This window comes from Sphaerisporangium sp. NPDC049457 (assembly GCF_055586705.1).
Window position 1 is genome coordinate 215,075 of sequence record NZ_JBVJHR010000005.1, and the last position, 26,093, is coordinate 241,167.

Below are 26,093 nucleotides of genomic sequence, written 5' to 3' on the forward strand. Positions count from 1 at the left end.
CTTCGTCGCTATATTCGTCCCCATGCTGGCCTCAGCCCCCCAGATTTCCGATTTGCCGGTTGTGCAGTCCGACCGGCAACGGCTGCGCGTTCTCGATCTGCTCCGGTTCTGCGCGGCGTTCGCGGTGGTGCTCTTCCACTACGGGCAGACCCGGGCCTGGGGGACGCCGAACGCCTTCCCCACCCTCAGCGCGATGACCATGTTCGGCGTCTACGGCGTCCGCCTGTTCTTCATGATCAGCGGCTTCGTGATCCTGATGAGCGCGTGGGGCAGGACCCCCGGCGCGTTCATCTCCTCGCGCATCGCCCGGCTGTACCCCGCCTACTGGGCCAGCGTCATCGTTCTCGGCGCGCTGGCGGTCATGGGTCTCACCACCGACCACCGGCCCACCCTGAGCGAACTGCTCGCCAACCTCACCATGCTCCAGCACGGGCTGAGGGTGCGCGACCTGGAGATCGTGTACTGGACGCTCTGGCAGGAGCTGATCTTCTACGCGCTCATCGCGGTGTTCGCGGCGATCGGCATCACCTACCGACGCTGCCTGGCCTTTCTCGGCGGCTGGCTGTTGCTCCTGGCCGTCGCCGAGCGGGTGGACGCCGACCTGCTGCAGGCGGTCCTCGTCCCGTTCAGCGCCCCCTACTTCATCGCGGGGATGGCCCTGTACCTCGTCCACCGCTTCGGGGGATCGCTGTTCCCCTGGCTGTTCGTGGGCGCCGGCTGGCTGGTCGCCCTGGTCCAGGTGCTGGGGGAGAACCCGCCGGCCGTCCAGAGGTTCGGCGCGGAGCTCGGAACCGGCCTGGTGGTCGGCGTGATCTCCCTCATCTTCCTGATCATGATCATGGTGGCGCTGGGCGCCTTTGACGCGGTCGACTGGCGATGGCTGACCGTGCTGGGCGCGCTGACCTACCCGCTCTACCTGTTCCACCACCACATCGGGTACCTGCTCATCGGCTGGTGGCACGCCCCGCTGGGCAGGTGGCTCACCCTGGCGCTGGTCATCCTGAGCGTCCTCGCCCTGGCCTACGCCGTGTACCGCCTGGTGGAGGTGCCCCTGCAACGGCGGCTGAGGGCCGCCCTCGACCGCTCGCTCCGCGCCGGCGACGGCTACTTGGACTTGGACCGCGTGGGGTAGACCTCGCCGCCCTCGAGTTCGCGCCCGCCCAGCAGGGTCGACACCGTCACGAAGTGGTAGCCCTCCTTCTCCAGGGCCGTGAGCACGGCCGGCATGGCCTTGACGGTCTCGGGGACGATGTCGTGCAGCAGGATGACCCCGTTGCGCTTGGCCAGCTTGAGCGTCCGGGCGGTGATGACCTTGACGTTGCGGGCCTGCCAGTCGAGGGTGGACCCGGTCCACAGGATCTGCGGCAGGGCGAGCTCGGCCGTCAGCCGGCGGACCCGGGCGTCGGTGGCCCCGTTCGGCGGGCGCATCATCGCCGGCCGCTCGCCGATCGCGCCTTCGATGGCGTCGGAGGTCGAGTTCAGCTCCTGCAGGATCTCATCGTCGGACAGCTTGGTCAGGTCCGGGTGGTTCCAGGTGTGGTTGCCGACCTCGTGGCCCTCCTGCACGATGCGCTGCGTCAGCTCGGTGCGGTTCACGACCTTCCTGCCGAGCAGGAAGAAGGTGGCCTTCGCCTTGTGCTTCTTCAGCGTGTCGAGCAACGCGGGGGTGTAGGGCCACGGCCCGTCGTCGAAGGTCAGGGCGATGCACTTATGGAGGGCGCAGTACGGCTTGGGCGGATCGTCCGCCTTCTTCTTCGTGTCGGCGGCCGCCGGGGCGACCAGAAGACCTACCGCGCACACGCTGGCGACCAGAAGCCGGACTCTCCACAACATGCCACCGCATCTTAGTGAAGCCCCAGAGATGTAGCGATCTATCCAAACAACCTGATACCCCGACATCGGGGAGAGACCGCCCGCGAAGCCGGGGCTGTACGGCCACATCCGCTACAGCCACCTCAAGATCGCTGAGGGCGGCTTCAGCGGCGGAAAAAGTCGTGCGGGGGAGTGTCGAAGCGGCGTGCGGTCGTTCGACGTGTATGTAGTGGCTGGTCATCGCGTCCGGACAGGCCGGACCCAGCCCGACGACACAAGGAGCGGCAATGCGGTTTCTGATGATGCACCGGCTCGACGAGCGTGCCCCGGAGGCGTGGAACCCCAGCCCGGAGTTCATCGAGAAGATGGGGGCCTTCATCCAGGACTCGAGCGAGAAGGGCATCCTGATCACGGCCGAGGGCGTTCACCCGTCCGAGCGCGGCGCGCTGGTCCGCAAAACCCGTGGCGCGGCGATCAGGGTGGCCGATGGGCCGTTCACCGAGGCCAAGGAGGTCATCGGCGGCTTCGCGCTGCTCAACTTCAACGACAGGGCGGAGGCCGTCGAGTTCGCCCGGCGGTATGCCGACATGTTCGAAGAGGTCGAGGTCGAGGTGCGCGAGGTCGTCGAGTTCGACGACCTGCCGCCCCAGGCCTGACCCGAACGCGCCGCTGGACGTGCCCGCTGCTCCGCCCGCCCTGGCGGGCGGAGCACGCACGTGCCGGCACGACGCGACGAAGGCGACCGTCCGGGACGTTCGTCTTTGCCGTCGTGACCTCCTCATTGGTGACTCTCCAGGAGGGCGGCCCCAGGGACGTGGTGTCTGTCCGCCGGATCGCCCCGCACCATGGCCGCCGGGTGAAGGCGCCAGGCTGGCTGTTAGCGCTAACAAACGTTCGGTGTCGCGGTTCCTTCTCTGTCAGAGGGCTGTGGTGGCAGGTCGGAGCCAATACGAGACGAAGAGGCGACGTCAAGGACGGCGGCTCGTGCACCACCGAGGGACGACGGCCGGGCGCGCGGCTCATCAGGCGTTATCGCCGAGCGCCGCCCGGTGACGGCGAGAGTGGCACCCTGAAACTTTCGCACGACCTTGACACATTTCAGCATGATTTCCAGACTGTGACTCGAAGCGGCTTCCTCCTGCCATGTGGTGGTGCGCAGTGAGGGCCGCAGTTTCCGACGCCCTAGTGGTGTGCGTTCCCTGATCACGGGACGCGGCGTCGATCGCGCGGGGTGACCCCGCGCGTCCGCCGACCGTGATTTCAGTCTGGAGCACTCAGGCATGGGCACCAAAGCCATACTTTCGCTGCGGTCTCTGAGGAGCCCGCGAGTTCTGATCGCCGCCGCCGCAGGCGTACTCGGCGTGGTCACCGCGGTGACCGTGCCGGTCGCGCCGGCCGGCGCGGCGGCGAGCACGCTCGGAGCGGCCGCCGCGCAGAGCGGGCGGTACTTCGGCACCGCCATCGCCTCAGGCCGGCTCGGTGACTCGGCGTACACCACCATCGCGAACCGTGAGTTCAACATGGTGACGGCCGAGAACGAGATGAAGATCGACGCCACCGAGCCGAACCAGAACCAGTTCAACTTCAGCGCCGGTGACCGGGTCTACAACTGGGCGGTGCAGAACGGCAAGCGGGTGCGCGGGCACACCCTCGCCTGGCACGGCCAGCAGCCGGGCTGGATGCAGTCGATGTCGGGCAGCGCGCTGCGCCAGGCGATGATCAACCACATCAACGGCGTGGTGGGCCACTACAAGGGCAAGATCTACGCCTGGGACGTGGTGAACGAGGCGTTCGCCGACGGCAACTCCGGCGGCCGCCGCAGCTCCAACCTCCAGTCCACCGGCAACGACTGGATCGAGGTGGCGTTCCGCACCGCCCGGGCGGCCGACCCGGCCGCCAAGCTCTGCTACAACGACTACAACATCGACAACTGGTCCTGGGCCAAGACGCAGGGCGTCTACAACATGGTCCGCGACTTCAAGCAGCGCGGCGTCCCGATCGACTGTGTCGGCCTGCAGTCGCACTTCAACAGCGGCAGCGCCTACAACAGCAACTACCGCACCACGATCTCCAGCTTCGCCGCCCTCGGCGTGGACGTGCAGATCACCGAGCTGGACGTCCAGGGCGCCTCGGCCACCACCTACCGCAACATCGTCAACGACTGCCTGGCCGTCCCGCGCTGCGCCGGCATCACCGTGTGGGGCGTCCGCGACCAGGACTCCTGGCGCTCCGGCGACACCCCGCTGCTGTTCAGCGGCAACAACAAGAAGCCGGCCTACGACGCCGTCCTCGACGCCCTGAACAACGCCACCCCCAACCCCACGCCGACCCCGACTCCGACGCCGACGCCGACGCCCACCCCGACTCCGACGCCGACCCCCACGCCCACCCCGACTCCGACGCCGGGTACAGGGGCGTGTTCGGCGACGATCACGACGACCAACAGCTGGCCGGGCGGGTTCCAGTCGGCGGTGACGGTCAACGCGGGCAGTTCCCCGGTCAACGGGTGGACCGTGCGCTGGACCTGGCCCGGCGGGCAGAGCATCAGCAGCCTGTGGAACGGCCAGCAGAGCGTGTCCGGCTCCAGCGTCACCGTGCGCAACGCCGCCTACAACGGCTCCGTCGCCGCCGGCGGCTCCACCACCTTCGGGTTCACCGCGAACGGCACCGCGGCCACCCCGACCGCCACCTGCACCAGCCCCTGACGTCGGCCGGACATGATGATGAGGAGAATACAAATGCGTCTGCCCTGGCGAGCGCGGTCACCGCGCCCCTCCGCCGTCACCGTCGCGGCGCCGCGCCGACGGGCCCCACGCCGTGGCCTCACGATCGCCGCCATCCCGGTCCTGCTGGCCGGCGCCGGCCTGCTGGCCACACCGCCCGCCCAGGCCGCCGTGTCCTGCCGGGTCGACTACACCGTCAGTTCGAGCTGGCCGGGCGGCTTCAACGCCAACGTCACCATCAACAACCTCGGCGACGCCGTCAACGGCTGGCGGCTGACGTGGTCCTTCGACTCCGGCCAGCAGATCACCCAGATCTGGAACGCCACCCACACCCAGTCGGGCTCGTCGGTCACCGCCACCAACGTCTCCTACAACGCCGCCATCCCCTCCGGCGGCAGCGTCAACTTCGGCTTCAACGGCTCGCTGACCGGCGGCAACTCGCAGCCCTCCTCGTTCTCCCTGAACGGAGTGGCCTGCACCGGCACCCCGGGCACTCCCACGCCCACCCCGACGCCGACCCCGACGCCCACTCCCACCCCGACGCCGACCCCCACGCCGACCCCCACACCGACGCCGACCGGCACGTGTCCTCTGCCGTCGAGCTACCGGTGGACGTCGACCGGCGCGCTGGCGCAGCCGAGGTCGGGCTGGGTGTCGCTGAAGGACTTCACCAACGTCGTCTACAACGGCAGGCACCTGGTGTACGCCACCACGCACGACAACGGGTCGAGCTGGGGCTCGATGAACTTCAGCACCTTCACCAACTGGTCGGACATGGGTTCCGCCACCCAGACCAAGATGAACTCCGGCACGGTGGCGCCCACGCTGTTCTACTTCGCGCCCAAGAACATCTGGGTGCTGGCCTACCAGTGGGGCGGCACGGCGTTCTCCTACCGCACCTCCAGCGACCCCACCAACGCCAACGGCTGGGGGTCGCAGCAGACGCTGTCCACCGCGAGCATCTCCGGCTCGGGCACCGGGCCGATCGACCAGACGCTCATCGGTGACGGCCAGAACATGTACCTGTTCTTCGCCGGCGACAACGGCAAGATCTACCGGCAGAGCATGCCGATCGGGAACTTCCCCAGCAGCTTCGGCTCCAACTACACCCAGATCATGAGCGACTCGACCAACAACCTGTTCGAGGCGGTCGAGGTCTACAAGCTGCAGGGCCAGAACAAGTACCTCATGATCGTCGAGGCGATCGGCTCCCAGGGCCGCTACTTCCGGTCGTTCACGGCGGACAGCCTCAGCGGCTCGTGGACCCCGAACGCCACCAGCGAGAACAACCCGTTCGCCGGCAAGGCCAACAGCGGCGCCACCTGGACCAACGACATCAGCCACGGTGACCTGGTCCGGACCAACCCCGACCAGACCAAGACGGTCGACCCCTGCAACCTGCAACTGCTCTACCAGGGCCGCAGCCCCAGCTCCAACGGCGTGGACTACGGCCTGCTGCCCTACCGCCCCGGCGTGCTCACCCTGCAGCGCTGACCACCCGACCCGTCCCGGCCTGCGCGGCGCCGACGTTCACGGCGTCCGAGGCACACGCCGTGAACGTCACCACGGCCCCTGCGATCAGGACCGGACGGAACCGGACCGGCGGGCTCGGCACACCACCGAGCCCGCCGCGTCCCGCGGTGAGCCCGAAATCTCACTGCCGTACAGAGTTCGGAAGGCCACTCGCGATGATCGCGAGTGGCCTTCCGGCTGAGACCACGCCTCCGTCACACCATCAATCTCACTCACAGAGGCCCTGCGGACGGCCGGAACCGATGCCACCCGCGACGTTTCACAGCCAGCGCACCTCCGGGGCGCGTTCCACGAACCGCGCGTACTGTTCGAACGCCCGCTCCACCTCCGCCCGGTCGCCCGCGCGGAGCGGTACGAGCGGCTGGACGGCGATGCGCACCCGGCTTTTCGTAAGGGTGCGTTTCCAGATGGCCACGACCCGGCCGGCGCGTACCACGGTGGACTGGAAGACCCCGTTGTTGCCGGGGATGATGGCCCCCTTGTGCTCGTCGGCGACCATGAGCGAGCGGTCCTTGTAGCCCAGCAGATATTCGTCGAACCCCGGCAGCACGAGCACCTCGTCGTCCCCCGCCGGGGGAGGGGCGGTGTCGAGGAGCGCGGCGTCGAGGTACGTCTCCACCCCGGCGACGGTCACGCGGGCCAGAGCGTCACCGGCCACGGCGATGCCGCGTACGGCGTCGGCGGCGGTCAGGCCCGTCCAGCCCGCGAAGTCGTGCCGGGTGGTCGGCCCGCGGCCGCGGAAGTAGCGCAGGGCGATCATGCCCAGCGCCTCGTCGCGCTCAGGCCGGTGCGGGTCGGGCACCCACTCGTCGAGCAGCACGAAGCTCTGCTCGTTGCCGATGTTGGGGGCGATGCACAGCAGGCCCCGCTGGGCGGCGTGCGACAGCAGGTGGTAGCCGCGCTGACCGCCGACGTCGATGCCCTTGTCGGCGAGTACGGCCAGGCATTGCGACCGGCTCAGCCGCCCGCCGCCGGCCAGGGCCGCGCCCAGCACCTCCATGGCCTCGGCGGTGGTCCGCTCAGAAAGGCCGAGTTGTTCGCGCCGCCGCGCCGCGGCGTTCAGCACCCGGACGCCCATCAGTTCGAGCATCCAGCGGGCGTCGCGCGGCGGGACGAAATGGATGGTGCCCCGCATCGGCCACGTGCGCAACGCCTCCCGCCGCTCCAGCGCGGCGGTGATGTCGGCAGCGGTGTACCCGGGCAGCCGCACACCGAACGACCACAAACCGCTCCCCAAGTCCTGCGCCTGCATCGCCCCCAGCCACGTCACCACCTCCCCCACCCCCACAGCCGGCCCGACCCCGCCCATAGCCCGCCCGGTGTCGCCAGGCGACACTCGTAACCACAGACTGGACATCCGCAGCCCAAGCGCCTGCCGGCCAGTGAGTTCCACCAACGATCGCCTCCTATCCCGCCACCGTAACGCTCACCCCCGACAATCCCGCCAATGCAATCGCCCACCGGTAACCCGAGGCGTGCAACCCGCCTTCAGAAGCCACGACCGCAACCTGCAACCGGCGAACCTTCGCCGCCGCCGGACGGAACACGGGCAAGCATGGCCACGCGATCAGTCACTCACCAAACCCAGAAGGCCGATTCCGATGATCGGAAGGGACTGCGAAACCGTTGGCCGGACAGACCCTTTCATTGGCGGTGAGAACGTTCCTCCGGTCGAGTACGAGGAGACGTTCCATCGTTCAACCGCTGACGCCGGCCTAGCGATCGAGAACCAAGCGATCTAGCCTCCAACTTCGCCGGGGCGGCCAAGTGGAGCACCCGGTGCGTACCCTGACGGAAGATCGTCCGGGGCATCTCGCGAAGAGTCCCGACGCGCATTGCTGCGCTGAAATCAACCTGGGCCGGGTACGGATGGTTCCCGGACCGCCGCCGTCCGTGGGCGGAGCTACACGTGGAGCACTGTCAGCACCACCGATAGCAGCGGTGCCGTCCTCATTCGCCGCCAATCACGTGAGCGGTTCCTGTTTTCGGAGGCGTCCTGTGGGTCTGCCGGCCCGAGGCGTGCCGATATTCGGTGGTCAGAATTTGGCAGGAATCGCGAGACTCGGGTTTCGTGAGCGAGCAGAGCGGAGCGTGTGCGGGCGGGCGGGCTACGGTAAGGCTGTGGCGCCCGGTGGGACCGGCGGAGTTGTCGTTGGTGCGTGCGTCGGGGTGGCGGGCCTGGCCGCCTCGGCTGCCCGATCAGCCGATCTTCTATCCCGTGTTGAACGAGGCGTATGCGATGAAGATCGCTCGTGACTGGAACGTCCCGGCGTCGGGAGCCGGTTTTGTGACGCGTTTTGAGCTTGATGCGGACTTCGCACGCCGCTATCCGGTGCGGCAGGCGGGCGGGCGGACCATTGTGGAGCTGTGGGTTCCGGCGGAGGAACTGGAGGAGTTCAACGCTCATCTGGCGGGGACGATCCACGTGGTCCGTGAGTTCCACGCTCCCGGATATGGCCGGCTGGCGATGCGGGTCGCCGCAGCCGCTGCCGGACGGGAGTCGGCGGATGAGGTTCTGGCGATGTTGTCAGTCGCCGGTGCAAAGACCTGGATCGGGCTCGACCGGGCGCTGCGCACGCACGCGGTGACGTACGGCTGGAATGCGACGAAGGCCAGGCTGCCGGGGGACGAGCGGCTGTCGTCACTGGTGGCGGGCTGTTCCCGGGACGGGCGCCGAAGAGAGTCGGCGGTCGCGGGCCTGGCTAAGGCTACGGATGGGTTACTGCTGCCCGTTCTGGTGCTGCGGAGCGCCGATTGGGTGCCGCAGGTACGTGAGCGCGCACGCAGGTCGTTGACCGCCGCGTTGAGGTCGGCGGGCACTTCGGCGTTGCTGGCGGCGGCGAGTGTCGCCACGGCGATCGGATCGTGGACGCGTGGTGGGCATGCCGTGGAGGCCATTGCGGGAGCACTGCGTGCGGCCTCGGACAGCGTGCTGGCGTCGGCCCGTACGCACCAGGACCTCGGGGTGCGGCGTCTGGCGTACCGGTTGTGGCTGGAGTCCGGCCGTTCCCGGCACGAGGAGGTCACGCGTGCTGCCCTGAGCGAACAGGATGGGGTCTGCCGGTTGCTGTGCGCGGAATGGCTCGTGGCCGATGCCGTCCGAGACCGACGCCTCGACGTGCTGGAAGGGTTGCTGAGAGAGGGGAGCGCAAAGGTCGGGATCGAGGCGCTCACCGCCCTGGTGAAGCTCGGCCGCCCTGAAACCGGTGTGGCCCATCTGGCGGATCGATCGGCGATGATGCGCGCCACTGCGCAGTGGGCGGTCCGCCGCGCGGGCCGCAGTCCTGCCGCCATCTACCGGAATGCCCTGACCGCGGATTCGCCGGTGAGCCGGGCTCGTGCGTTGGCCGCCGGCCTCGGCGAATGTGGCACGCATCAGGATGTGGATGTACTCCTGCCTCTTCTGGAGCACCCGAGTCCCAGGGTTCGGGCGGAAGCCGTACGCGCCGTCCGCCGCCTGGGCGGATCCCTCACCCGGATCGCCGGAATGCTCGCTGATCCTGCCCCAGTGGTCGTCCGTGCGGTCAAGCAGGCGCTGCGTAGCGAGCCCGGCGTCGTGTCGGCCGCACGGCTATGGGAACTGCTGGCCGCTGATTCACCGCCGCATGTTCGGCTGGGGGCCTATGAGCAGCTGCGGACGAAAGACACCTGGACCCGCGTTCACGTCGACCTGCACCTACTGGCCGCCCGTGACGTGGAACTCGGCCCCCGAGCACACGCCGATCTGATCGACTGGTCACGCCGCGGCGCCGCGACCGCCTACCGCGCGCCGACCAAGGAGACGGCGCTCCGACTCAGCCGGTTGATCGACGCAGCCGAGCCGCTGATCGGCACCCAGCAGGCCCACCAGCTGCGCTGGATCCTCGACATCGGCGACACCGCTCGCTGAGCGGTGATGACGGCTCCTGCGGGCGTGCGCAGGTTCGCATCCTCCGCTTCGAGAACGGTGGTGGAATGGGAACGAAGGAGGCGCCGGTATGCGCCGACGAGTTGGCTTGTAGCTCGACTCGCTGGTTTGGGTTCTCCTACATAGACGGCCCCGCGCTGCTGGGGGAGGCGACCGTGGAGCAGTGGGTGGACTCGGTGATTGCCGAACTCGCCACGCAGATTCCCCCTGAGCAGGCCCGAAAGCTGGGAGAAGCGTTCGCTGGGGCGCCGTTCTGGGCCGATCAGAGCGTCCTCGACCAGCTGCGCCAGGCTCAGACGCATGTCCCCGTGGTTCTGGTATCGAACGCGACGCTCCAATTGGAGGAGGACCTGGGCGGGCTCGGGCTGGCCCACTTCTTCTGCCTCTTCGTCCCCAAGCAATCCGTCGGAGATCGTGAGGTGCGGCGAAACTGGTTCTGACCTGCCCTGATGATGTCTCGGGGTTCATGGTCGTCGGTGGTGGTGCGGAGTCGTTGTCACTCAGTTCGTCACCCGGCTGGACTGCCTTTGGCCGGCCTACGCGGTTGGTTGTCGTAACCGCCGCCGAACACGCACGCTCCCAACGCGGGCCTTACGCTCGGCACGCAGGTTCGCGGCCCACTCGGGCGTACTCGCTGCGGTGCTCATCGGCTACCCCCGGACATTCGCGGATACGACCGTGCCTGCTGCTATCCCCAATTCTCATCCTGCGTCCGCTGATCGCGAGGGGTTAGCTGAATGTGACACGCATCAGTTACCGACCGCACACGGAGAGGAACCGGCGACCACGGCCGTCAGCCGAGGTGCCACACGCATCGAGAAGCACAGCGCACAGCTCGGTGAGCTGGCGCGCCACCTCCGGGAGCGTGGCGTGCCCAACCTCGTGAGCAAGCGCATCAGACTCAAGATCGAGACGACACCTCATGGGACGCGGTCCTCCGTGGACTACGACGCTCCAGAGTTGGCCGTATGGTCCGACGACGGCACGACCATCGCCATCGTCGTGGTCGATGACAACCAGAAGGTCACGGCCTTCTCGCTGCGTCCCCCGGGGCAGGCTGCTCAAATGTTGGTCACCCGGCAACGCAGAAGGCCGGGTCCGATGATCGGAACCGGCCTCTGGGCTGGTACTGCTGGGTCGGGGTGGCGGGATTTGAACCCACGGCCTCTTCGTCCCGAACGAAGCGCGCTGCCAAGCTGCGCTACACCCCGGTGCACAGGCGCTTTTGCTTGTGCTCGCATGAGTCTAGCGGACTTTGGTGGTGCTCGCGTCATCCAGTCTTGTGGGACAGGCGATCGCGCGTCAGGCGGCGGTGGGGCGACGGGGGACGAGGGTCAGCAGGGTGGCCTCGGGGGGGCACGAGAAGCGGACCGGGGCGTAGGGAGAGGTGCCGAGGCCGGCCGAGACGTGCAGCCAGGCGGACTCGTGGCGGTGCAGGCCCTTGACCCGGGCGCGGTCGATGCCGCAGTTGGTCACCAGAGCGCCGTAGAAGGGGATGCACAGCTGGCCGCCGTGGGTGTGGCCCGCGAGCAGGAGCTGGTAGCCGTCGGCGGCGAAGCGGGACATGTTCGCCGGCTCGGGAGAGTGCATGACGCCGAGGCGCAGGTCGGCGTCCGTGGGCGCGGGGCCGGCGATCTCGTCGTACCGGTCGCGGTTGATGTGGGAGTCGTGGATGCCCCCCACGTGGATGTCGAGGTCGCCGACCTTGATGCGCGCCGTGGTGTTGTTCATGTCGAGCCAGCCCGCGGCGGTCATGCCGGCGCCCAGTTCGGTCCACGGCAGGTTGGGGAAGTGCTGCGTGGGGCCCTTGGAGGAGCTCCAGAGGTAGCGTGCGGGGTTCTTGGGCCTCGGGGCGTACAGGTCGTTGGACCCGTAGACGAAAAGGCCTGGGCGGGACAGCAGGGGCTCGACGGCGCGCAGGTAGGCGGGGACCGCGTCGGGGTGGGCGATGGTGTCGCCGGTGTTCACCACCAGGTCGGGGTTGAGCGCGTCCAGCGAACGCACCCACTCGATCAGGCGGGTGCGCCCGGGGGTGAGGTGCAGGTCGGAGAACTGGAGGATGCGTATCGGCCGCTGGCCCGGCGCGAGCACCGGCACGTCGAAACGACGCAGCCGAAACCAGTTGCGCTCGATCACCGAGGCGTAGCCGAGCCCGGCGACGCCGAGGCCGAGCAAGGACAGGGGTATCGCGGCAGCTTTCCTCACCCCCCAATCATGCCTGAGCGCGGAGCCCGTCGCTCGTCGATGTCCGCGGGTGGAACCCGGCGCCCGGACGGCGGCGCGGCCTCGCCGGGGGGAAATGGCGGTGATCGGGGTGCGTGGACACGGCAAGATGGTGGCCATGAGTGCTTTGAAGGACAAGCTGAAGGCCGACCTCACGACGTCGATGAAGGCCCGTGACGAGGTGCGGACCCGGACGCTGCGCATGGCCCTCGCCGCCGTCAGCACCGAGGAGGTTGCGGGCAAGTCCGCCCGCGAGCTCACCGACGACGAAGTGGTGAAGGTGCTGACCAGGGAGGCCAAGAAGCGCCGCGAGGCGGCGGAGGCGTTCGCCGGCGCCGGGCGGGCCGAGCAGGCGCGGGCCGAGCAGGACGAGCACGCCGTGCTGGAGGAGTACCTCCCCGCGCAGCTGAGCGACGAGGAGCTCGACCGGCTCGTCCAGGAGGCCATCGCCGAGAGCGGCGCCGAGGGCCCGAAGGCGATGGGCCAGGTCATGAAGGTCCTCAACCCGAAGGTCGCCGGACGGGCCGAGGGCGGCCGGGTGGCGCAGGCGGTGCGCGCTCGCCTGACCTCCTGATCATCGCGGAGGGCGCCGGACCCGGGTGGTCCGGCGCCGCCGGTCGGTCGTGAGATGTGAAGTGCCCTCCGCGTAGCTGCGCGGAGGGCACTTCGGCGTGGTCGGTCGCCGTCGACGGGGTGGCCACCGGGGGACGAAGGTCAGTCGCTGGGGGTGATGGGAGTCACCGGGCTGATGTCGGCTCCGCGGTTGCGGTCGCCGGGCTTGCCCTTGTTCCGGTTGTTGTCGGGGCCACCGAGGTCCCTGTCCGGCCTCTCGCGACCGTCCGGCACCCGGAAGCCCGTGCCGTCGTTCTCGATCGGGTCCTTGGGACGCTTGGGCGCGCAGCCGCCGCTGCAGCCGCCGAACCGGCTCATGTCCGGTGCGACGAACGACGAGGGCTCGATGTCGGACAGGGCGTCGAGCATGGTGGCCTTCCAGATCTGGCCGGAGATCGTGGCGCCGAACACCTCGCCGTAGTAGTCGCCGCCGATGGTGACGCCGCGCAGCGGGTGGGTGTAGGACCCGCGCGGGTCGCCGAGGCTGACGGCGCCGGCGAGGTCGGGGGTGTACCCGGCGAACCAGGCGGTCATGGAGCCGTCGGTGGTGCCGGTCTTGCCGGCGGCGTCCCGCCCGATGCCCCCGACGCCGCGCATCGTGCCCTTGGTGAACACGCCTTCGAGGATGGCCGACACCGCGTCGGCGACCTTCTCTTCGATGGCCTGCTTGCAGGAGGGCTTGAACTCGGTCGTCTTGCCGTTGCGGTCGGTGATCGAGGTGATCGCCATCGGCTCGCAGTATTTGCCGCGCGCGCCGAACGACGCGTAGGCGCTGGCCACCGTGACAGGGTCCATCTCGTTGACGCCGAGGGTGAAGGTCTCGACCTCCTGGAGCTTGCGGCCGTCGGAGCGCTTGATGCCGAGGTCCTTGGCGGTCTTGACGACGTCGCAGAGCCCGACCTTGCGTTCGAGACCGAGGAAGAAGGTGTTGACCGACCCCCAGGTGCCGGTCTGGAGGGTCTTGAAGCCGCCGCCGCCCTCGGAGTTGTGCGCCACGTGGGTGGGGTCGCCGACGTTCTGGCCCTTGCAGTTCTTGAAGTCGCTGTAGCCGCCGGCCTGGAAGCTGCTGCCGGAGTTGAGGCCGTCGCCGAACTTCATGCCCTCTTTGAGGGCCGTGGCGAGGGTGAAGACCTTGAACGTCGAACCGGCCTGGAACCCGGTGCCGCCGCCGTGCGCGGCGTCGGCGACCAGGTTGTAGGTCGACTGGTTCTTCTTCTTGCTGCGCCCGTACTTGCGGCTGGCGGCCATGGCCTTGATGGCGCCGGTGCCGGGCTCGACCAGCGCCTCGGCGGCCACGGGCTTGTCAGAGGCGTGGACCCACTTCTTGATGGCCTTGTCGGCGGCCTTCTGCATCTTGGTGTCGAGCGTGGTCTTGATGGTCAGGCCGCCCCGGTTGAGGAACTCCTCACGGGCCTTCTGGGTCTTGCCGAACTGCGGGTCGTTGCGGATCTCGTTCTGCACGTACATGCAGAAGTACGGGTAGTCGCTCTCCTCGCAGCCGCCCGGGATGTCGATGTCCTTGAAGACGAGCTTCTTCGCCTTGGCCGCCGTCGCCTGCTCGGGCGTGATCTTCTTCAGTTCGAGCATGCGGTCGAGGACGGTGTTGCGGCGGGCCAGCAGGGCCGCCTTGTGCTGCTTGCCGAGGTTCGGGTCGGTCGCGTTGGGGTTCTGCACCGCTCCGGCCAGCGTGGCCGCCTCTTCGAGGGTCAGCTTGGACGCGGGCTTGTCGAAGAAGCGCCTGCTCGCGGCCTGGATGCCGTACGCGCTGGCGCCGAAATAGGCGATGTTGAGATAGCGCTCGAGGATCTCGTCCTTGGTGTACTTGTTCTCGATGCCCATGGCGTACCGCAGCTCGTTGAGCTTGCGCGAGACCGTCGGCGCGATGGCCGCCAGCTGTTCTTCCTTGGTCTCGGCCTTGTTCAGCAGGACCTGCTTGACGTACTGCTGGGTGATCGAGGAGCCGCCCTGTGAGACGGCCCCCGACTGGAAGTTCTTCATCATCGCGCGGGCGAAGCCCTCCAGGTCGAGGGCGCCGTGCTCGTAGAAGCGGAAGTCCTCGATGGAGATGATCGCCTGCCGCATGACCGGGGCGACCTTGTCGAGTGGCACCGACTCGCGGTTCTGGTAGTAGAACTGGGCGATCAGTTTGCCCTTGGCGTCCCGGATCTCGGTCTTCTCGGGAAGATCGGGCTCTTTGAGGTCCTCGGGCTTGAGGTTGAGCACGTCAGAGGCGCTCTTGATGCCGACGCCGGCCCCTCCGACGGAGGGCAGCGCGATGGCCGCGGCAAGCACGCCCGCGGCGACGGCGGCCGCGATGAGCCGCACGAGGTTCGCTACTACGGTTCCCAGACCCTTGCCTTCAGCTCGCACGCGTCCAAGGGTATGTCGAACCGCTGACTCAATAGGTACCCAAAGTCCATTTCGCATTGACTCGCGGACTACCCGGCGAGGGGATGACTAGTCATTCCCGGCCACATGGCCTGACATGACCATGCGGGAAATTGACCCGCCCGGGGTCTGTCGGGGCGAACGTCTGGTTGCGTACGTTCTCCTCTGCGGCAACTGAATAAGGAGGCTCGACGCCCGCGCCCGTCGGCCGCCAAGTGACGACTGACCACCTATAGGGGAGTGGGGTCGAAATGTGGATCACGGATTGGACCTCCCGTGCCGCCTGTCGAGGTGCGGATCCTGACGCGTTGTTCGTACAGGGTGCCGCCCAGAACAGGGCGAAGCTCATCTGCCGAGGATGCCCGGTCCGTACCGAATGCCTCGCGGATGCACTGGACAATCGCATCGAGTTCGGGGTCTGGGGCGGGATGACCGAGCGAGAGCGGCGTGCGCTGCTCAGGCGTCGGCCGGATGTCACCTCGTGGCGCGACCTCTTGGAGGTCGCGAAGGAAGAGTACGAGCGGACCAACGAGTTGATCGCCGGCTGAGTCCAGGGGGCCGGGGCGGTCGCCTCGGGCCCGACAAGGCACCGGGGGGCTGGTCACGGCCCCCTGAGTCGTGTGATCAGGTGTTGATGGACGCGTCCTGGTGGTCGTGAAACCCGCCACCCGGGCCGGATCAGGAGGCGAGAAGCTCGCCGATCTCGCGCAGACCCGCGAGATCGTGCACGTCCTCCGGCATCGCGAGCACCTCGGCGATCGGCACTGTGGGGTGGGCCGATGCGAAGTGCTCCTGTTCCCTCTGCTCGCGCGCGGCGAGCTGCATACGCCCGGCGTGAAGCCGCAACACGGCGGCCGTGAGTTCGTGCTCGCCACGCGATTCCAGGTCCTCGGCGGCCGCCGCGCTGCGGGCGGCCGAGAGGGCCGGAGCCGGGGAGCGATGCACCCGGTTGATCACCAGACCGGCCAGGGGCATGCTCTCTTCGGCCAGTCGCTCCACGAAGTACGAGGCCTCCCGCATCGCGTCCCTCTCTGGCGCGGCCACGACGAGGAACGCGGTGCCGGGAGCCTGGAGCAGGCGGTAGGTCTGCTCGGCCCGCTGCCGGAACCCGCCGAAGACGGCGTCCAGGGCGGCGACGAAGGTCTGGATGTCCTTGAGGAACTGCGCGCCCAAAATCTTGGTCATCGCGCCGGCCACCAGGCCGAAACCCGCGTTGAGCAGCTTGAACGCACTCCTGCCTCCGGCTTTCGCGGGCGCCATGAGAATCCTGATGAGCCGCCCGTCAAGGAAGCGGCCGAGCCGCTCCGGCGCGTCCAGGAAGTCCAGCGCCGACCGGGACGGCGGCGTGTCCACGATGATCAGGTCCCATTCGTCCGACCGGCGGAGCTGGCCGAGCTTCTCCATCGCCATGTACTCCTGTGTGCCGGAGAAGCTGGACGACAGCGACTGGTAGAAGGGGTTGGTCAGGATCTGCCGGGCGCGCTCGGGGTCGGCGTGCGCCTCGATGATCTCGTCGAACGTCCGCTTCATGTCGAGCATCATCGCGTGCAGCTCGCCTGTGCCCTCCACCCCGGAGACCAGGCGCGGGGTGTTGTCCAGCTCGGTGAGCCCCATCGACTGGGCGAGGCGGCGCGCCGGGTCGACGGTGAGGACGACGACGCGGCGGCCGCGCTCGGCCGCCCGCAGGCCGAGGGCCGCCGCGGTCGTGGTCTTGCCCACCCCGCCCGAGCCGCAGCACACCACGATGCGCGTGTGCGGGTCGTCCAGGACGGCGTCCATGTGGAGAACCGGTGAGGTGCGGCGCGGGCCGTCCCCGAGGTGACCGGCGGCGGCCGTGGCGGAGGCGGTCATGCGAGGGTCCCCTCTGAGCGAGAGTTCACGTGGCGCGAGCCGTTCCCGAAGTGCGATGTCAGGTGGCCCAGGCCGTTCCCGGGGCGGGATGTAAGGCGGCGCGGGCGGTTCGCGGGGCCGGGGTTCACGCCGCTCCCTGGGCGCACATCGCCTCGGCCAGCTCGTACAGGCCCGCGAGATCGGCGCCCTCGGGCAGCAGCGGCAGTTCGTACTGCGGCGTCCTCGCCCGGGCGAGCGACTGCCGCTCGCGGCGTTCCAGGACGGTGCGCCGCGCGTGCTCGGAGACCTCCTCGGCCAGCGCCTCGGCGATCTCGGACGCGCCGGCCTCGCCTTCGGCCAGGCCGGCGGCCTTGAGCCCGAGGGCCAACTCGCCCGGGTCGAAGCCGCCGTCGACCGCGGCGTCGAGGACGGCCTCCGGCAGCAGCTCGGGCCGCACCATGTTGATGAAGACGCCGCCGACGGGCAGTTTCGCCTCGTGGAGGCTCTCGATGCCGTCCAGCGTCTCTTGCACCGGCATCTCTTCGAGCAGCGTGACGAAGTGCACGGCGGTCTCGGGTGAGGCGACGACGCCGCGCACCAGGTCGGCGTGGTTCTTCACCGGGCCGATGCGGGCGAGCCCCGCCACCTCGGAGGTCACGTTGAGAAAGCGGGTGATGCGCCCGGTGGGCGGCGCGTCCATGACGACGGCGTCGTACACGCGTCTGCCGGCGGAGTCCCGGCGGCGGACGGCTTCGCTGGTCTTGCCGGTGACGAGCACGTCGCGCAGGCCAGGGGCGATGGTCGTCGCGAAGTCCACCAGGCCGATCTTGTTGAGTGCCCTGCCGGCCCGGCGCATCCCGTAGAACATCTCGACGTATTCGAGCATGGCCTCTTCGGGGTCGACGGCGAGGGCGTACACGTCGCCGCCGCCCGGCGCCACGGCTATCTTGCGTTCTTCGTACGGCAGGGGCGGGGTGTCGAAGACCTGGGCGATGCCCTGGCGTCCCTCCACCTCGACCAGCAGCACCTTCCCGCCGCCCGCCGCCAGGGCGAGGGCCAGCGCGGCGGCCACGGTCGTCTTGCCCGTGCCGCCCTTGCCGGTCACGACATGGAGTCGTACGCCGTCCCAATCGGTGTCACGAGCGCTCACCCTCCGAAGGCTACCCAACGGTCACTTTTCGATTCGCCGTCCGACCTCTCCAGGGGGTACGTGGGACGCAGGTCACACCGCCGAGCGGCACTGTTGTCCACAGTGACGACCGCCTGGGCGAAGGTTGTCCACAACCGTGGCGGCCGGGCCGCGCCGAGCCGTCCGCCCCGTCTACAGTGCCACCATGAAGCGCTACGAATATGCGACGGTCCCTCTGCTGACCCACGCCACCAAGCAGATCCTCGACAACTGGGGGCAGGACGGCTGGGAGCTCGTCACGGTCATCCCGGGCCCCAACCCCGAGCAGCTCGTCGCCTACATGAAGCGAGAGAAGGCATGAGCACGCCCGAGGAGCGTCTGAAAGAGCTCGGGCTCACCCTTCCCGAGGTCGTCAAGCCGCTGGCCGCGTACGTGCCCGCCGTCCGCACGGGTGATCATGTGTACGTCTCGGGCCAGATCCCGCTCGAAGACGGCAAGCTGGGGGCCACGGGCAAGGTCGGCGCGGAGGTGACACTCGAGGAGGCCAAGCGGCAGGCCAGGGTGTGCGCGCTCAACGGCCTCGCCGCCGCCGCGCAGGCCGCGGGCGGTCTGGGCAACATCGTGCGCATCGTCAAGGTCGTCGGCTTCGTGGCCAGCGCTCCTGGTTTCACCGATCAGCCCAAGGTCGTCAACGGGGCGAGCGAGCTGTTCGGCGAGGTCTTCGGCGACGCGGGGGTGCATGCGCGCAGCGCCGTCGGCGTGGCCGCCCTCCCGCTGGACGTCCCGGTCGAGGTGGAGCTCATCGCCGAAGTCCGATAGCCCGTGACACCATGGTCCGGCCGAGTTCCGTTCGGTTGGACCATGGAGCCGGCCGAGCGCCACGGAGGTCGCATGAACGGCATCCCGCTGCCGGGAGCGCTGGGTGAGCGCGCCCGCGCGATCCTCGCCGGGCAGATCGCCCCCGTGCCCACCAGAGACGCCGCCACCGTCGTGCTCCTCCGCCCAAGCGCACCGGGTTCCGGTGCCCCGGGTTCCGGTGGCTTGGGTTCTGACGGGTCGGGTTCCGGCGTCCCGGGTCCCGGTGGCTCGGGTTCGGGCGTTCTGGGTTCCGGCGTCCTGAGTTCTGGTGGCTCTGGCTCCGGTGCTTCCGCGTCCGATGCCCTGGGCTTCGGCGGCTCGGGTTCTGGGGTGGCCGGGTCTGGGGGGCCGGTCTCGCTGGATGTGGGGGAGGGCGCAGGGGTCGAGGTTTATATGCTCCGGCGGGCGGCCAGCATGGCCTTCGCGGCCGGCGCGTACGTGTTCCCGGGCGGGTCGGTGGATCCACGGGACGCCGACCAGGCCGTCGCCTGGGCCGGGCCGGCCCCCGAGACCTGGGCCCGGGTGTTCGGCGCCGACGCCACCACCGCGCGCGGGCTGGTCTGCGCGGCCGTGCGCGAGACCTTCGAGGAGTCCGGGGTCCTGCTGGCCGGCCCGAGCCCCGGCACGGTGGTCGCCGACACCACGGGGGACGACTGGGAGGCCGACCGCGAGGCGCTGGTCGAGCGGCGCCTGTCGCTGGCGGAGTTCCTGAACAAGCGCGGCCTGGTGCTGCGCGCCGATCTCCTGCGGCCGTGGGCCCACTGGATCACGCCGGATGTCGAGCACAAGCGGTTCGACACGCGCTTCTTCGTGGCGGCGATGCCGCCCGGCCAGCGCACCCGCGACGTCGGAGGCGAGGCCGACGAGGTCGCGTGGCTGCGCCCGGCACGGGCCATCGAGCGGGCCAGGAACGGCGAGATCCTGCTGATGCCTCCCACGTTCCGCACGCTGACCGAGATGTCGCAGTATGCAGATGTGGACGCCGTCCTGGCGTGTGAGCGAGAGATCGTGACCTTCCAGCCGCGCGCCGCCGAGGTGGACGGCGAGATGTGGCTGGTCATTCCCGATGAGGATTATCGTCTGCCATGAGCGGCCTCCGAATCCCCGTGGACGGTCTGGACGGAGCCGGCACGGTCCGGGCCACCAATCTGCTGGCGCCGAACGCCTCGCCCATGACCCTCGACGGCACCAACACCTGGGTCATCGGCGAGCCGGGTGAGGGGCCCGTCCTGGTGGTCGATCCGGGCCCGGACGACGAGGGGCACCTGCGGCGGGTGGCCGGCCATCTCGCCGGGCGGCGGGTCGAGGCGATCCTGCTCACGCACGGTCACTCCGACCACAGCGGCGGCGCCCGTCGCTTCGCCGAGATGGTGGGCGCGCGCGTTCGTGCCCTCGACCCCCGTCACGTCCTGGGGGACGAGGGGCTCGCGGACGGCGACGTCGTCACGGCCGGCGATCTCGACCTGCGGGTGATCGGCACGCCCGGCCACTCGTTCGACTCGCTGTGCTTCTGGCTGCCCGCCGACCAGGCCATGCTGACCGGCGACACCGTCCTCGGCCGGGGCACCACCGTGATCGCGCCCGACGGCGATCTGGGCGACTACCTGCGCAGCCTCGACCTGCTGCGGGCCCGCGCCGAGATCACGGCCGCGCGGGTGCTGCTGCCCGGCCACGGGCCGCTGCTCCCAGAGCCGATCACCGCGCTGGACGGCTACATCGCCCACAGGCGCGAGCGGCTGGACCAGATCAGGCGGGCCCGCGGCGAGGGCGCGAGGACACCGGCGGAGATCGTGCGGGTCGTCTACGCGGAGGTCCCCGAAGATCTGTGGCCGGCGGCCGAGATGTCCGTACGAGCGCAACTCTCCTACCTGGAGACCCAGGGCCTCTGATCCGCGACGCCTGCGGGCTGTCGCAGGGGGCCGGGGCCGGCGGCTCGCCGGGTGCGGTGATCGCTCAGTTTCGCGGAGTGCTCTCGCGGTCTTGGTCCGCGCGGTCCCTCAGCGGAGCCGGAGTCGGAGCCAGAGCCGGGGGCGGGGCCGGTACGGGCCCTGTGCTCATCGCGAGCGGGCGTGGAGGCGGTCGGCGTCCATGATGACGACGGCCTTGGCCTCGATGCGAAGCCAGCCGCGCTGCGCGAAGTCGGCGAGTGCCTTGTTGACGGTCTCGCGCGAAGCGCCGACGTACTGGGCCAGCTCCTCCTGGGTGAGGTCGTGATGTACCCGCAGCCCCTCTTCGGTGCGCTGGCCGAACCGCTCGGCCAGGTCCAGGAGCGCCTTGCCGACACGGCCGGGCACGTCGGTGAACACCAGGTCGGCCATGACGTCGTTGGTGCGGCGGAGCCGCTGGGCGAGGGCGCGCAGCAGGTGCAGGGCGACCTCCGGGCGTCCGGTCAGCCAGGGGCGCAGGTCGTCGTGTCCCAACCCGGCCAGCCGCACGTCGGTCAGCGCGATGGCGCTGGCCGTGCGAGGCCTGGGGTCGAACAACGAGAGCTCGCCGAACATCTCGCTCGGGCCGAGCACGCTCAGCAGGTTCTCCCGCCCGTCCGGCGCGGTGCGGATCAGCTTGATCTTGCCGTCCAGCACGACGTAGAGCCGGTCGCCCGTCTCGCCCTCGCTGAACAGCGTCTGCCCCTTCAGGAGCTCTACCTCGGAGATGCCCGTGCGGAGTGCGGCGGCGCTCTCGCGGTCGAGCGCGGAGAACAAAGGGGCCTTACCCAGCACGTCGTCGGTATTCACGGTGCCCTCCTCGTCCAGTGGCCGCGCCACCACGGCTGCGCGCCACATTTCCGGATCGCGCTCGCTGCTAGACATTGTGACGTACTGCATCAAGGGGGTCGCATGGAGCCCGTCCGCGTAGGCTGTCGGGGTGCCCCGCAAAGTGACCTCCGCCGGGGAGTCCCGGCTTGCTCTGGTGCGCCGAGCCCGACGAATGACCCGAATCCTGGCGGAAACGTATCCCGACGCCCACTGCGAACTCGACTTCGGCAACCCGCTTGAGCTGCTGGTCGCGACGATCCTCTCAGCGCAGTGTACGGACAAACGGGTCAATATGGTTACTCCCGTACTTTTTGCCAAGTACAGGACCGCGGCTGACTACGCGGGCGCCGACCGGGCCGAACTGGAGGAGATCATCCGGTCGACCGGGTTCTTCCGCGCCAAGGCCAACAGCATCATCGGCATGGCCCAGGCCGTCTGCGAGCGCTACGGCGGCGAGGTGCCCGGCAAGCTGAAAGACCTCGTCACGCTCCCGGGCGTGGGCAGGAAGACCGCCAACGTGGTCCTCGGCAACGCCTTCGACGTCCCGGGCATCACGGTCGACACCCACTTCCAGCGCCTGACCCGCCGCTTCAGGTGGACCGCCGAGACCGACCCGGTGAAGATCGAGCACGCGGTGGGCGAGCTCATCCCCAAGAGCCAGTGGACCGACATGTCGCACTATCTGATCTGGCATGGGCGGCGCATCTGCCACGCCCGCAAGCCCGCGTGCGGCGTGTGCCCGCTGGCGAGCCTGTGCCCGTCCTTCGGTGAGGGGCCGACCGATCCGGAGCAGGCGGCCAAGCTCGTCCGCACCGGCCCCTTCTCCTAGTCTCCTGGCATCCCCGCCTGTGCCCGTCCCAGGCTTTCCCGCCCCCGCCGATCTCACACGCGGAGCCCGCAGGACCCCGATCGATCCTGGTTCGCCGCGCGGGAAGCCGCCGCACATGGCATCTCCCGGGAAGCTGCCGGATACGGCCGATGTTGCTCCCCGCAGGAGGTATGGCATGACTGCTCCCGTGCCCGGCTGGCTGAACGATCTCGCGGCGAACGCCGTCCACCGTCCCGTTCCCGCGGCGTTGCGCCCCCCGGCCGACGGAGGGCGCGCGGCGGCCGTCCTGCTGCTGTTCGGCGAGTCCGAGACGGGCCCCGACGTCCTGCTGATCCAGCGCAGCGCCAAGGGACGCAACCACGCCGGGCAGCCCGCGTTCCCCGGCGGCGGCGTGGACCCCGGCGACGGCGGCCCCATCGGCGCGGCGCTGCGCGAGGCGCAGGAGGAGACCGGCCTGGACCCCGGCGGCGTCCAGGTCGTGGGCGCCCTCCCCGAGCTGTACGTCTGGCGGAGCGACAACCGGGTCACCCCGGTGCTCGGCTGGTGGCACACGCCCTCTGTCGTCCACGCGGCGTCGCCGGACGAGGTGGACGCGGTGGCCCGGGTGCCGATCGCCGAGCTGGTCGACCCGCACAACCGCCTGCGGCTGCGCCTGCCCGGCGGCTTCGCGGGGCCGGCGTTCAAGGTGCGCGGCATGCTGGTCTGGGGCTTCACGGCGGGCATCCTGAACGATGTGCTGGCGGTCACCGGGTTCGAACGGCCCTGGGACGACGACCGCGTCGAGGAGCTGCCCCCCGAGATGCTCCGCCTGGCCCGCCGCTAGGACGATCGACGCGCACGGAGCGCGATCACGGCAGGATGAGGCCGAGCGCCGCCCAGTCGGCCACGTCCTCGTCCGGGTCGGTGGCCAGCCGGCGCAACGCCGCGAGGCCGGCCGGGTCCGGGGGGCGGCCGACCACGTGCGACAGCGCGTACGCCGCGCCGTAACGGACGGTCGCGTCCGGATGCGTGGACAGCTCGATCACCGACGGCAGGGCCCGCCGATCGCGCAGGTGCCCGAACGCGATCAGCACCGCGTGCAGCACGCGGACGTCGTCGTCCGAGGCGGCGAGGTAACGCAGCACCGAGAGCGTCTTGTCGACGAAGGGCCGCTGCGGGCTGCCGAGCTCGCCCAGAATGTCCACGCCCAGGACGCGTTCGGCGCGCGAATCGCTCGCGCACAGCCTCCTGGCTTCGGTGAACGTCTCGAGATCGCCCCGCGCGTGCAGCGCGTCCACGGCCTTCCACCTGCTCGGGCCGTCGGGATCGTCGTCCTCCAGGGCGATGGCGATCAGCTCGCCGACGCTCAGCCTCGCCAGCTCGGGGGACACACCGGCGTCGGCGCGGACCCAGCGGAGGTTGCGTACCCAGGACTGCGGCCTTCCGCCTGACACGGTGGCGCCCGTTGCGGCGTTCCCGTCCGCTCGCCCGTCGTTCGACCCCCCGATCGATACCATGCCGCAACGATATCGAGCCAACGAGTGCACGGCTCGTGGCCGCGCTGGATACCGTTGAGGAGTGAGCGGCGATCTCCTCGATTTCATCCTGATTGTTCTCGTGATCGCCTTTGCCGTGTCCGGCTATCGGCAAGGGTTCATCATCGGGGCTTTCAGCTTCCTCGGCTTCGTCGGCGGAGGCGTTCTCGGGGTGCTGATCGCCCCCTCGATCGCGCACGCCGTCGTCAGCGGCCCCACCGAGCAGGCCCTGCTGGCCATAGTGATCGTCTTCCTGGCCGCGGTGATCGGCCAGTTCGCCTCCTCCACGATCGGCGCGGTCGTCCGCAGCCACATCACCTGGGAGCCCGCCCGCACCGTCGACGCGCTCGGCGGCACCTTCACCAGCGCGCTGTCCGTGCTGATCATCGCCTGGCTGATCGGCTCGCTGCTCTCCGTCGCACCCTTCCCATGGCTGAACACGCAGACCAACGGCTCGTTGCTGCTGCGCACCGTCGACCGGGCGATGCCCGAGAAGGCCAAGGAATGGCAGCTCTCCTTCAAGGAGTTCGTCGACAACTCCGAGTTCCCGCAGGTGTTCAGCGCCATCGGCGGCGGGACGTTCGTCGATGTGCCGCCGCCGGACGCCAGCGTGCTGAAAGAGCCACAGCTCAAGCGGGCCCGCCGGGCGATCGTCAAGGTGCGGGGGACGGCGCCCGCCTGCCGCAAGCTCATCGAGGGCACCGGCTTCGTCTTCGCGCCGCACCGCATCATGACCAACGCGCACGTGGTCGCCGGGGTCACCCAGGACCTGCGGGTCACCGACGAGAACCGCGTCGGGCATGACGCCCAGGTCGTCCACTACAACCCCGACCGTGACATCGCCATCCTGTACGTCCCCGACCTGAACGTGACGCCGCTGAAGTTCGACCTCACCGCCGAGAGCCAGGACGACGCGATCATCGCCGGTTTCCCGAAGGGCAAGGGCTTCACTGCCAGGCCGGCCAGGATCCGCGTCAAGCAGAACGCCAAGGCGTCGGACATCTACTCGCGCAAGACGGTCACCCGTGAGGTGTACGCCATCCGGGGGCTGGTGCAGCCGGGCAACTCCGGCGGCCCGCTGCTCACCCCGACCGGCCAGGTCTACGGCGTGATCTTCGCGGCGGCGACCGACCAGCCGGACGTCGGGTACGCGCTCACCGCCGCCGAGGTGCGTCCCGACGCCGACGACGGCAGCGCCGCCGTCGCGCGCGTGGACACCCAGGACTGCGACTGACCCGCATGCTCCCCGGCGGCCGGCTTCGGTGTGCGCTGCTGAAGGCGGTCCGCGGCGGGGTCAGTTTCGGTGTGCGGTCCTGAAGGCGTCCGCGACGCGGGCGATGGCCACGGCGGGTGAGGTCTCCGGCTGCTCGGCGGTCTCGCGGGCGGCCCGCACCGCCGCCGCCACGTCGACGGGACGCGCCGCGCCGCCGCTCCCGGCATCGTACCGGGCGACCCGGTCCGCGCCCCGGACGAGCAGCGTGCCCGCGCCCCGGACGTTGCCCCGCTGGAGATGGGTGAGGCCGACGCAGATCTGGGCCAGCCCCTGCCACAGCTCGCGCTCGCCCGCAGGGCCGGTCTTCCAGCGCGCCTCCAGCACCTCGTGGGCGTGGAAGGGGCGTTCCTCGGCGAGGTAGGCGAACGCGTCGGCGACGGCCTGCCCGGCGTCGGGGGCGTAGTCGTCCGGGACGCGTTCCACGCCCTGCGCGCCCTTGGGGAGGGGACGGCCCAGGGCGTCACGCGGACGGGCGTTGCGCGGCCGTCCCGCCGGGTCGCGATCCCGTCGCGCCAAGTCGAGGTCCCTTCCCGCCAAGTCGAGGCCCCTTCCCGCCAGGTCGAGGTCCCGTCCGGCCGAGTCGAGATCCTGTTCGGCCGGGGCGCGATCCCGTCCCGCCTGCCGGTCCGGCCGGTTCTGCGCGTCCTGCCCGTCTTGGCTCGTCTGGTGGCCGCTCATCGTCCGTCCTTCCTGGGTACTCCCCATC

At 69.6% G+C, this 26,093-nt stretch carries 24 protein-coding genes, 1 tRNA gene and 1 pseudogene; 16 read left to right on the forward strand and 10 right to left on the reverse strand.

Annotation, left to right across the window (positions count from 1 at the left end; translation table 11 throughout):
- Window positions 1-61: 61 nt before the first annotated feature.
- On the forward strand, window positions 62-1,132 hold the full coding sequence (locus ACZ6QO_RS10250; protein WP_465849692.1) for an acyltransferase family protein: 1,071 nt from the start codon (window positions 62-64) through the stop codon (window positions 1,130-1,132).
- Here the strand turns inward: ACZ6QO_RS10250 and ACZ6QO_RS10255 are convergent.
- Window positions 1,105-1,833 carry a polysaccharide deacetylase family protein gene (locus ACZ6QO_RS10255; protein WP_465849471.1) on the reverse strand — a complete coding sequence of 243 codons (729 nt, stop codon included), beginning with the start codon at window positions 1,831-1,833 and terminating at the stop codon, window positions 1,105-1,107. The two genes, ACZ6QO_RS10250 and ACZ6QO_RS10255, sit on opposite strands and share 28 nt — an antisense overlap.
- 266 nt (window positions 1,834-2,099) lie before the next feature.
- Here ACZ6QO_RS10255 and ACZ6QO_RS10260 point away from each other — a divergent pair, with 266 nt between their 5' ends.
- The 3 genes from ACZ6QO_RS10260 to ACZ6QO_RS10270 all read left to right on the forward strand — a co-directional run bounded on the left by ACZ6QO_RS10260 (window position 2,100) and on the right by ACZ6QO_RS10270 (window position 6,029).
- Entirely contained in the window at window positions 2,100-2,468 is a 369-nt protein-coding gene (locus ACZ6QO_RS10260; protein WP_465849473.1) for a YciI family protein, read from the forward strand.
- Window positions 2,469-3,092: 624 nt separating this feature from the next.
- Window positions 3,093-4,517 (forward strand): glycoside hydrolase family 10 protein, encoded by a 1,425-nt coding sequence (locus ACZ6QO_RS10265; RefSeq protein WP_465849474.1) that lies wholly within the window; start codon window positions 3,093-3,095, stop codon window positions 4,515-4,517.
- Window positions 4,518-4,550: 33 nt separating this feature from the next.
- Complete coding sequence (locus ACZ6QO_RS10270) at window positions 4,551-6,029, forward strand: non-reducing end alpha-L-arabinofuranosidase family hydrolase (RefSeq protein ID WP_465849475.1); 1,479 nt, start codon at window positions 4,551-4,553, stop codon at window positions 6,027-6,029.
- Window positions 6,030-6,327: 298 nt separating this feature from the next.
- On the opposite strand, the gene ACZ6QO_RS10275 is transcribed toward ACZ6QO_RS10270, so the two are convergent.
- Window positions 6,328-7,341, reverse strand: coding sequence for a winged helix DNA-binding domain-containing protein (locus ACZ6QO_RS10275; protein ID WP_465849476.1), 1,014 nt, complete (start codon window positions 7,339-7,341; stop codon window positions 6,328-6,330).
- Window positions 7,342-8,199: 858 nt separating this feature from the next.
- Between ACZ6QO_RS10275 and ACZ6QO_RS10280 the strand changes: the two are divergent.
- The 3 genes and pseudogenes from ACZ6QO_RS10280 to ACZ6QO_RS10290 form a co-directional block, all read left to right on the forward strand.
- Window positions 8,200-8,508: pseudogene (locus tag ACZ6QO_RS10280) on the forward strand (ADP-ribosylation/crystallin J1); the annotation flags it as partial.
- Window positions 8,509-9,306: 798 nt separating this feature from the next.
- Window positions 9,307-9,957: a HEAT repeat domain-containing protein gene (locus ACZ6QO_RS10285; RefSeq protein ID WP_465849693.1), complete on the forward strand. Its 651-nt coding sequence runs from the start codon at window positions 9,307-9,309 to the stop codon at window positions 9,955-9,957.
- 65 nt (window positions 9,958-10,022) lie between these two features.
- Entirely contained in the window at window positions 10,023-10,415 is a 393-nt protein-coding gene (locus tag ACZ6QO_RS10290; RefSeq protein ID WP_465849478.1) for a hypothetical protein, read from the forward strand.
- A 697-nt stretch (window positions 10,416-11,112) separates the two neighbouring features.
- On the opposite strand, the gene ACZ6QO_RS10295 is transcribed toward ACZ6QO_RS10290, so the two are convergent.
- Both ACZ6QO_RS10295 and ACZ6QO_RS10300 read right to left on the reverse strand, forming a co-directional pair.
- Window positions 11,113-11,186 (reverse strand) — tRNA-Pro (locus ACZ6QO_RS10295).
- A gap of 91 nt (window positions 11,187-11,277) precedes the next feature.
- Window positions 11,278-12,180, reverse strand: coding sequence for a metallophosphoesterase (locus ACZ6QO_RS10300; RefSeq protein ID WP_465849480.1), 903 nt, complete (start codon window positions 12,178-12,180; stop codon window positions 11,278-11,280).
- A gap of 136 nt (window positions 12,181-12,316) precedes the next feature.
- Here ACZ6QO_RS10300 and ACZ6QO_RS10305 point away from each other — a divergent pair, with 136 nt between their 5' ends.
- Complete coding sequence (locus tag ACZ6QO_RS10305; protein ID WP_465849482.1) at window positions 12,317-12,772, forward strand: GatB/YqeY domain-containing protein; 456 nt, start codon at window positions 12,317-12,319, stop codon at window positions 12,770-12,772.
- 140 nt (window positions 12,773-12,912) lie between these two features.
- On the opposite strand, the gene ACZ6QO_RS10310 is transcribed toward ACZ6QO_RS10305, so the two are convergent.
- Window positions 12,913-15,180, reverse strand: a complete 2,268-nt coding sequence (locus ACZ6QO_RS10310) for a transglycosylase domain-containing protein (RefSeq protein ID WP_465849483.1) — start codon at window positions 15,178-15,180, stop codon at window positions 12,913-12,915.
- A 269-nt stretch (window positions 15,181-15,449) separates the two neighbouring features.
- On the opposite strand from ACZ6QO_RS10310, the gene ACZ6QO_RS10315 reads away from it, so the two are divergent.
- Window positions 15,450-15,746, forward strand: coding sequence for a WhiB family transcriptional regulator (locus ACZ6QO_RS10315; RefSeq protein WP_114029663.1), 297 nt, complete (start codon window positions 15,450-15,452; stop codon window positions 15,744-15,746).
- A 130-nt stretch (window positions 15,747-15,876) separates the two neighbouring features.
- On the opposite strand, the gene bagB is transcribed toward ACZ6QO_RS10315, so the two are convergent.
- Both bagB and bagA read right to left on the reverse strand, forming a co-directional pair.
- Window positions 15,877-17,049, reverse strand: a complete 1,173-nt coding sequence (gene bagB / locus ACZ6QO_RS10320) for an ATPase BagB (protein WP_465849486.1) — start codon at window positions 17,047-17,049, stop codon at window positions 15,877-15,879.
- A 124-nt stretch (window positions 17,050-17,173) separates the two neighbouring features.
- Window positions 17,174-18,178: an ATPase BagA gene (bagA, locus tag ACZ6QO_RS10325; RefSeq protein WP_465849487.1), complete on the reverse strand. Its 1,005-nt coding sequence runs from the start codon at window positions 18,176-18,178 to the stop codon at window positions 17,174-17,176.
- 184 nt (window positions 18,179-18,362) lie between these two features.
- On the opposite strand from bagA, the gene ACZ6QO_RS10330 reads away from it, so the two are divergent.
- From ACZ6QO_RS10330 to ACZ6QO_RS10345, 4 genes are all read left to right on the forward strand, one after another.
- Window positions 18,363-18,518 carry a DUF4177 domain-containing protein gene (locus ACZ6QO_RS10330; protein ID WP_248962398.1) on the forward strand — a complete coding sequence of 52 codons (156 nt, stop codon included), beginning with the start codon at window positions 18,363-18,365 and terminating at the stop codon, window positions 18,516-18,518.
- Window positions 18,515-18,976, forward strand: a complete 462-nt coding sequence (locus ACZ6QO_RS10335) for a RidA family protein (RefSeq protein ID WP_465849489.1) — start codon at window positions 18,515-18,517, stop codon at window positions 18,974-18,976. The genes ACZ6QO_RS10330 and ACZ6QO_RS10335 overlap by 4 nt, the downstream gene beginning before the upstream one ends.
- 369 nt (window positions 18,977-19,345) lie before the next feature.
- The gene (locus ACZ6QO_RS10340; RefSeq protein WP_465849491.1) at window positions 19,346-20,104 is read left to right on the forward strand and encodes an NUDIX hydrolase; all 759 of its coding nucleotides are present in this window, start codon (window positions 19,346-19,348) and stop codon (window positions 20,102-20,104) included.
- The gene (locus ACZ6QO_RS10345) at window positions 20,101-20,904 is read left to right on the forward strand and encodes an MBL fold metallo-hydrolase (protein WP_465849493.1); all 804 of its coding nucleotides are present in this window, start codon (window positions 20,101-20,103) and stop codon (window positions 20,902-20,904) included. The genes ACZ6QO_RS10340 and ACZ6QO_RS10345 overlap by 4 nt, the downstream gene beginning before the upstream one ends.
- A gap of 165 nt (window positions 20,905-21,069) precedes the next feature.
- Here the strand turns inward: ACZ6QO_RS10345 and ACZ6QO_RS10350 are convergent, their stop codons facing one another.
- Window positions 21,070-21,750 carry a Crp/Fnr family transcriptional regulator gene (locus tag ACZ6QO_RS10350; protein WP_465849495.1) on the reverse strand — a complete coding sequence of 227 codons (681 nt, stop codon included), beginning with the start codon at window positions 21,748-21,750 and terminating at the stop codon, window positions 21,070-21,072.
- A 193-nt stretch (window positions 21,751-21,943) separates the two neighbouring features.
- Between ACZ6QO_RS10350 and nth the strand changes: the two genes are divergently transcribed.
- Together nth and ACZ6QO_RS10360 are read left to right on the forward strand one after the other, a co-directional pair.
- Window positions 21,944-22,600, forward strand: coding sequence for an endonuclease III (gene nth / locus ACZ6QO_RS10355; RefSeq protein ID WP_465849497.1), 657 nt, complete (start codon window positions 21,944-21,946; stop codon window positions 22,598-22,600).
- A gap of 175 nt (window positions 22,601-22,775) precedes the next feature.
- On the forward strand, window positions 22,776-23,423 hold the full coding sequence (locus ACZ6QO_RS10360; protein ID WP_465849498.1) for an NUDIX hydrolase: 648 nt from the start codon (window positions 22,776-22,778) through the stop codon (window positions 23,421-23,423).
- Window positions 23,424-23,448: 25 nt separating this feature from the next.
- Here ACZ6QO_RS10360 and ACZ6QO_RS10365 read toward each other — a convergent pair whose 3' ends face one another.
- Window positions 23,449-24,096 carry a HEAT repeat domain-containing protein gene (locus tag ACZ6QO_RS10365; RefSeq protein ID WP_465849500.1) on the reverse strand — a complete coding sequence of 216 codons (648 nt, stop codon included), beginning with the start codon at window positions 24,094-24,096 and terminating at the stop codon, window positions 23,449-23,451.
- Window positions 24,097-24,157: 61 nt separating this feature from the next.
- Between ACZ6QO_RS10365 and ACZ6QO_RS10370 the strand changes: the two genes are divergently transcribed.
- Window positions 24,158-25,348, forward strand: coding sequence for a MarP family serine protease (locus tag ACZ6QO_RS10370; protein ID WP_465849502.1), 1,191 nt, complete (start codon window positions 24,158-24,160; stop codon window positions 25,346-25,348).
- Window positions 25,349-25,408: 60 nt separating this feature from the next.
- Here ACZ6QO_RS10370 and ACZ6QO_RS10375 read toward each other — a convergent pair whose 3' ends face one another.
- On the reverse strand, window positions 25,409-26,065 hold the full coding sequence (locus tag ACZ6QO_RS10375) for a DUF309 domain-containing protein (protein WP_465849504.1): 657 nt from the start codon (window positions 26,063-26,065) through the stop codon (window positions 25,409-25,411).
- Window positions 26,066-26,093: the final 28 nt, after the last annotated feature.

What these genes read in the sequence shown, in the direction of transcription:
- ACZ6QO_RS10255 (WP_465849471.1), bottom strand. Translation starts at nt 1,833, where the DNA reads ATGTTGTGGAGAGTCCGGCTTCTGGTCGCCAGCGTGTGCGCGGTAGGT.
- ACZ6QO_RS10260 (WP_465849473.1), top strand. Translation starts at nt 2,100, where the DNA reads ATGCGGTTTCTGATGATGCACCGGCTCGACGAGCGTGCCCCGGAGGCG.
- ACZ6QO_RS10265 (WP_465849474.1), top strand. Translation starts at nt 3,093, where the DNA reads ATGGGCACCAAAGCCATACTTTCGCTGCGGTCTCTGAGGAGCCCGCGA.
- ACZ6QO_RS10270 (WP_465849475.1), top strand. Translation starts at nt 4,551, where the DNA reads ATGCGTCTGCCCTGGCGAGCGCGGTCACCGCGCCCCTCCGCCGTCACC.
- ACZ6QO_RS10285 (WP_465849693.1), top strand. Translation starts at nt 9,307, where the DNA reads ATGCGCGCCACTGCGCAGTGGGCGGTCCGCCGCGCGGGCCGCAGTCCT.
- ACZ6QO_RS10290 (WP_465849478.1), top strand. Translation starts at nt 10,023, where the DNA reads ATGGGAACGAAGGAGGCGCCGGTATGCGCCGACGAGTTGGCTTGTAGC.
- ACZ6QO_RS10305 (WP_465849482.1), top strand. Translation starts at nt 12,317, where the DNA reads ATGAGTGCTTTGAAGGACAAGCTGAAGGCCGACCTCACGACGTCGATG.
- ACZ6QO_RS10315 (WP_114029663.1), top strand. Translation starts at nt 15,450, where the DNA reads ATGTGGATCACGGATTGGACCTCCCGTGCCGCCTGTCGAGGTGCGGAT.
- bagB (WP_465849486.1), bottom strand. Translation starts at nt 17,049, where the DNA reads ATGACCGCCTCCGCCACGGCCGCCGCCGGTCACCTCGGGGACGGCCCG.
- ACZ6QO_RS10330 (WP_248962398.1), top strand. Translation starts at nt 18,363, where the DNA reads ATGAAGCGCTACGAATATGCGACGGTCCCTCTGCTGACCCACGCCACC.
- ACZ6QO_RS10335 (WP_465849489.1), top strand. Translation starts at nt 18,515, where the DNA reads ATGAGCACGCCCGAGGAGCGTCTGAAAGAGCTCGGGCTCACCCTTCCC.
- ACZ6QO_RS10345 (WP_465849493.1), top strand. Translation starts at nt 20,101, where the DNA reads ATGAGCGGCCTCCGAATCCCCGTGGACGGTCTGGACGGAGCCGGCACG.
- nth (WP_465849497.1), top strand. Translation starts at nt 21,944, where the DNA reads ATGACCCGAATCCTGGCGGAAACGTATCCCGACGCCCACTGCGAACTC.
- ACZ6QO_RS10360 (WP_465849498.1), top strand. Translation starts at nt 22,776, where the DNA reads ATGACTGCTCCCGTGCCCGGCTGGCTGAACGATCTCGCGGCGAACGCC.
- ACZ6QO_RS10365 (WP_465849500.1), bottom strand. Translation starts at nt 24,096, where the DNA reads ATGGTATCGATCGGGGGGTCGAACGACGGGCGAGCGGACGGGAACGCC.
- ACZ6QO_RS10375 (WP_465849504.1), bottom strand. Translation starts at nt 26,065, where the DNA reads ATGAGCGGCCACCAGACGAGCCAAGACGGGCAGGACGCGCAGAACCGG.